The organism is Polaromonas sp. P3_C2, from assembly GCF_056402675.1.
On sequence record NZ_JBFUGX010000296.1, the window covers coordinates 1 to 5,178 of the forward strand.

General features: G+C 62.7%; 7 protein-coding genes and 1 pseudogene. 1 reads left to right on the forward strand and 7 read right to left on the reverse strand.

Annotated elements, in window-relative coordinates:
* The 4 genes from AC1DWI_RS13300 to AC1DWI_RS13315 all read right to left on the reverse strand — a co-directional run.
* Positions 1–384: S1C family serine protease (locus AC1DWI_RS13300; RefSeq protein ID WP_477724994.1), on the reverse strand; the 384-nt coding region annotated here is incomplete at its 3' end.
* 219 nt (positions 385–603) lie between these two features.
* Positions 604–1,008, reverse strand: coding sequence for an amino acid kinase family protein (locus tag AC1DWI_RS13305; protein ID WP_477669583.1), 405 nt, complete (start codon positions 1,006–1,008; stop codon positions 604–606).
* Between the two features lie 92 nt (positions 1,009–1,100).
* Positions 1,101–1,523 (reverse strand): universal stress protein, encoded by a 423-nt coding sequence (locus AC1DWI_RS13310; RefSeq protein ID WP_477669582.1) that lies wholly within the window; start codon positions 1,521–1,523, stop codon positions 1,101–1,103.
* A 38-nt stretch (positions 1,524–1,561) separates the two neighbouring features.
* A complete protein-coding gene (locus tag AC1DWI_RS13315; protein WP_477724995.1) occupies positions 1,562–2,005 on the reverse strand; it encodes a universal stress protein in 444 nt (147 codons plus the stop codon).
* Positions 2,006–2,345: 340 nt separating this feature from the next.
* Between AC1DWI_RS13315 and AC1DWI_RS13320 the strand changes: the two genes are divergently transcribed.
* Positions 2,346–2,990: a response regulator gene (locus tag AC1DWI_RS13320; protein WP_477669580.1), complete on the forward strand. Its 645-nt coding sequence runs from the start codon at positions 2,346–2,348 to the stop codon at positions 2,988–2,990.
* A gap of 63 nt (positions 2,991–3,053) precedes the next feature.
* On the opposite strand, the gene AC1DWI_RS13325 is transcribed toward AC1DWI_RS13320, so the two are convergent.
* From AC1DWI_RS13325 to AC1DWI_RS13335, 3 genes and pseudogenes are all read right to left on the reverse strand, one after another.
* Positions 3,054–4,415 carry an MBL fold metallo-hydrolase gene (locus tag AC1DWI_RS13325; protein WP_477669579.1) on the reverse strand — a complete coding sequence of 454 codons (1,362 nt, stop codon included), beginning with the start codon at positions 4,413–4,415 and terminating at the stop codon, positions 3,054–3,056.
* A 154-nt stretch (positions 4,416–4,569) separates the two neighbouring features.
* Positions 4,570–4,863 (reverse strand): annotated as a pseudogene (locus AC1DWI_RS13330) (ATP-binding cassette domain-containing protein); the annotation flags it as partial.
* A 16-nt stretch (positions 4,864–4,879) separates the two neighbouring features.
* On the reverse strand, positions 4,880–5,178 hold a 299-nt coding region (locus tag AC1DWI_RS13335; protein ID WP_477724996.1), incomplete at its 5' end, for a nitroreductase family protein.

Genomic DNA, 5,178 nt, shown 5'->3' on the forward strand with positions numbered 1-5,178 from the left:
GGGCGATCCGATCGCCGCGACCCAGTCGCCGACGGCGAGTTTGGAGGAGTCGCCTATCGGTGCTGGTGACAGTCCGGTAGCATCGATTTTGAGCAGGGCCACGTCCGTGATGCGGTCCAGTCCGACAAGCCTCGCGGGAAAATGCCGGCCGTCCTRCAGCCGCACCTGAGCCTCTTCCGCATCCCAGAGGACGTGCGCACTGCTGACGATGTAGCCATCAGCCGTGAGCACAAAACCGGAGGCCAGGTCACGCGCTTCGCCGCGTGCAAGACCGATGGGCTGCGGCCTTGCCAGCTGGTCGCCAAAAGTGTCTGGCGGGGCAAATTCGGGTTCCGGGTCGCCGCTGCCGCTGGGCACCCATGCGTTGATGGTGCTGATTTCCACGACTCCGGCGCCGCGGMTGGCTACGATAGCGCCGGCCGATACAGAGGCTCGACGAGTCAGTGGGTCGGCATGTGCCCCCTCCGACGCCAAAGCGGCGCACGCCACCAAGCTGGCAAGCAAAAGACGAGGAGGTTTCATGCGGCCATTGAACATGGCGTCAGCATCACGCCAATTGAGCCACCTCAAGTTCGCCTAAAAAAGAAGCAGAGCTATCCCGCTTTATGTAGCCGTGCCACACTGGGGACCGACTTCGGTGGCGGCACGGCCCGCCAGCATCTCCTCGATCCGGGCGAGCGAACCTATCAGTGCCTTCTTGCCGGCCTTCAGGACAAAACCGGTGGCAGCCTGCACCTTGGAGCCCATGGAGCCCGCGGGGAAGCTGTGGCCCAGCAGTTCGTGCGGGCTGACTTTTCCTTGGGCGCGCTGCGACGGCGTTCCCCAGTCCAGGTAAGCGGCGTCGACGTCGGTGGCAATCGCCAGGCGGTTGGCCCCCAATTCCTGCGCGAGCAGGGTGCTGGTCAGGTCCTTGTCGATGACGGCGTCTACGCCCTGCAGGGTGTGCCCGCCGGCCGCGCGCACAACCGGAATGCCACCGCCGCCCCGCGACGACCACCACGGCCTCATGCTGCAGCAGCCATCGGACCGGGTCCACGCCCAGCATACGTGTCGGCAGATTGGCAGTGGTGGGTCGAACCGGGGTAATCGGGGCCGTATGCCTACTGGACCAGCAGCACCGGCACGTCGACATCCGCCACCACGCGCTGGGCGGCGCTGCCGAGCAGGGCGCGGCCGAACAGGCCGTGGCCGTGTGTGCCCAGGACCAGCATGTGGACTTTTTCGCGCTTCGCCGCCTGCACGATTTGTGTGGCCGGTGTACCGGCGACCCAGGAGGCCCGGTACTGCACGCCGTGGCGCTTGAGGAAACGCTCGATCGGCTGCAGCACTTTGTCGGCCTCTTCCTGGTGCCAGGCGCGCACGGTGGCGGCGCCCAGCATGGTCTTGACGCGCGGGGTAACGGCGATCTGCACATTGAGCACGATGAGTTCCGCGTCGGGCCCCATAAGGGTTTCATGCGTGACCAGAAAGGCCAAGGCCTTTTTGGTGAACTTGCTGCCGTCAACGGCCAGAAGGACTCTCATGGTGTTCTCCGGAAGAAAGAAGGCGAAACGGTGCGCGCTCAGCGCAGGACCAGGACGGGAATGCTGCTGTGCGTAAGCACCTGCTGGGTCTCGCTTCCGAKCAGGATGCGGGAAATGCCCTTGCGGCCGTGCGAGGCCATCACGATGAGGTCGCACTTGTTCTTTTTAGCCGCGGCCAGGATGGAGGCCGCGACGAGGTCGGATTTGGCGATCACGGCCTTGGCTTTGACGCCAGAGGCCTCCGCGGACTTTTGCACCGCGTCGACAACGGCCTGGCCCTTATCGGCCCATTCTTTTTCGAAACGCCCGACTTCCTGCGGTGAAAGAGCGACACCACCCTCAAAAAAACTCATGGGGTAGCGGGGCACGACGTTGATTGCCACAAGACCGGCTTCCAGCGATGCGGCAAGAGCGACGGCCTCCTTGACCGCTTTTTTGGAAAGTGCGGAGCCGTCGGTGGCAACAAGAATGCGCTTGTACATGGTGTTCTCCTGTGTTGATGTGCCGCAGTCTAGGAGCGCCTCAGTACCGCAGGCTTGATTCACGTCAACAACACACTGCTGCACAGACCTTAGTTCTAATTGATGCCAATCTCGCTGGACGCCGTTGACCGAAAAGCAATCCTGCGAGCGGACTGCTTTGAAAAACGATGAGCAGATACGCATCTATCGCTGTATCGCAATGAGGTACAGGAATAAGATCGAATGGCAACAGCTGAGTCTGTACTCGTCTTTACCCTCTTCTGCGCTCAGTGACGTGATGCCAGGCTGCATTGTTTAGTCACAGTCGATAGGTCACCGTAGCCAAAGCTGGGAGTGTCAAATGATCAGGATTGTCATAGCCGACGACCACGCAATTGTGCGAGAGGGCCTCAAGCGCATTGTTTCGTCTATGGAAGACGTGGAAGTGGCTGGAGAGGCGGGGAACGGCACCGAAGTGATGCAACAGGTGCGTGGCTTGGCCTTTGACATACTGATTTTGGATCTCTCTATGCCGGGGCGCAGTGGCATGGAGCTGATTAAGCTGATCCGTAATGAAAGACCGCAATTACGGATGCTCATTTTGAGCATGCACCAAGAACTCCAATATGCTGTGAGAGCCATCAAGAACGGCGCCAGCGGTTACCTGACCAAAGAGAGCGCACCAGCTCAGTTGGAGCAGGCCATACGCAAGGTGGCTTCTGGTGGCGCCTTTATCAGTGCCGAGGTTGCCGAGCAGCTTGCATTGGGCGCTATGCCCGGAGGCCAAACAGCTTCGCACGACTGCCTGTCCAATCGCGAGTTTGAAGTCCTGCAATTCCTGGTGGCAGGCATTTCTATTACTAATATCGGCACGACATTAAATCTGTCGGTTAAGACCGTTAGCACTCACAAGGCCCATCTCATGCAAAAGATGGGTCTTCATAGTCAGAGCGAGTTGATCCGCTACGCGCTCAAGCACGGGCTGGCCGAACCGCTGGATACCTGAAAGCCGTCACAGCAGACACCAGGTGACCAGCATCTACATGGCTGGTGATGCATCGGTCTGTACTCAGCTGAGAGAAACCGACTCCAGATAGCAGGGCAGGTGGCAGGGCCAATGCAGTTCACGTTCGATCCGCTGGCGCATGGCGTCGGCCGCTGCTGGCTCGCCGTGGGTGATGAAGGTCTGCCTGGGCGCGGACTTGAAGCCGCGCAGCCAACCCATGATTTCAACCGCATCCGAATGGGCCGACAGGTCGTCCAGCAGCGCCACTTCTGCGCGCACCGGCACGTCCTGGCCGTGGATGCGCACCGAGGGCGCGCCGCCGGCGATGAGCGCGCCGCGCGTGCCGCCGGGCTGGAAGCCGGCAAACACGATGGTGTTGCGCTTGTCGGGCGCGAAGGCTTTGAGATGGTGGACCACACGTCCGCCGGTCGCCATGCCGCTGGCGGCGATGATGACCATGGGACCATGTTTGGCATTGAGCAGGCGCGACTCCTCGGGTGACTCGACGATGTGGGCGGTATGTGCCATGGCTTCGCACTCCGCGGGTGTCAGCCGCAGTTCGGCCTTGTGCTTGAGGTACACCTGCGTCGCTTTGGCCGCCATCGGGCTATTGAGATACACAGGCAGTTTGCGCGTAATCACGCCCTGGGTTTTGAGGATTTCAATGCAGTGCAGCAGGCTTTGCGCGCGCCCCACCGCAAAAGCCGGGATCACCACCACCCCGCCGCGCGCGGCCGTGCGGTTGATTACCTGGCCCAGCGCCAGCAGAGGGTCGGAGTCCTTATGTAGACGATCCCCATAAGTGGATTCCACCACCAGGTAGTCGGCGCCGTCCATCTGCGAAGGCGGCTTGAGCACAAGGTCGTTGGGGCGGCCTATGTCCCCGGAAAACAGGATGGAGCGCGAGCCGTTGTCCAGCCGCACAAAAGACGAGCCCACCATATGGCCCGAAGGTGTCAGGCTGGCGTTCAAGCCCGGCGCCGGGTGCCAGTGTTTGCCGCTGGGCACCGGGTGCAGCAGCTTGAGGCAGCGCAGCGCGTCCTCGCGCGTGTACAGCGGCAGGGCCGGTGCGTGCTTCGAAAAGCCGTGCCGGTTGGCGTATTCGGCTTCTTCTTCCTGCAGGTGGCCGGCGTCGGGCAGCAGGATGCGGCACAGGTCGGCCGTGCCCGGGGTGCAGAATACCTTGCCTTTGAACCCTTGTCGCGCCAGCAGCGGAAGGTAGCCGCTGTGGTCGATATGAGCATGCGTGAGGATCACGGCATCGATGCTGGCCGGGTCCACCGGTAACGGAGACCAGTTGCGCAGCCGCAGCGGCTTGTAGCCCTGGAACAGCCCGCAGTCGACCAGCACCGTGGACTCGCCGTGGCGGACCAGGTATTTGGAGCCGGTGACGGTGTCGGTGGCACCGAGGAATTGGATCTTCATAGCGCCAGCTTAGGCGCGTCGTAGACCGGCGCGTTTGATATAGCGCAGACAGTGCGCATTTTGAGACTTGGAGGGGGCGGCCCCTGATGCTGGATCAAGGTACCAGTACGGCGGCCCCGTTGAGCCGGCCGGCCCGCAGGTCGGCCAGCGCCTCGTTGTAGAACTGGAATACGAAGCCCACGTGCCTGCGCCTGTACCCGGTGAGTTCCGTATCGCCGGCGCCGTTGAGCGCATGGCCGTCGAATTCAAGCTCGCCGCTCGTGGGAACGTCCAGCCCGCCGATGATGTTCAGCAGCGTCGATTTCCCGCTGCCCGATGCGCCGAGAAGCACGATGAACTCGCCGGCCCGGACCTCCAGGTTCACGTCGCGAAGCGCGTGCACGGCGGTCTCGCCCGACCCGTAGGTCTTGCAAAGCCGGCGTACGGAGAGCACCGCTGGGCTGGACATGGGTACGGCGCGTGGTTCAGGCCGCCGCGGGGTAGCCGATGGTCTGTGACAGCAGCACCTGCTGGTCGTGCGTCAGGCCCAGCGCATCGGCGATCGCCGCTTGGTCTATCCACGCGCGTATCACCGCGCCCAGGCCGCTGCTGGCGGCGTAGAGGTAGGCGTTCTGCGCCATGGCCCCGGCCGCGACATGCGCATAGGCCTCGCGGCGGCCGGCGGGGATAAAGCGCATGCGCGCATGGTCAGCGACATAGACCAGGTCCAGCGGCGCATCGTCGACAAAATCCTGGTAGCCGGTGATGCGCCGCAGGTCGGCAC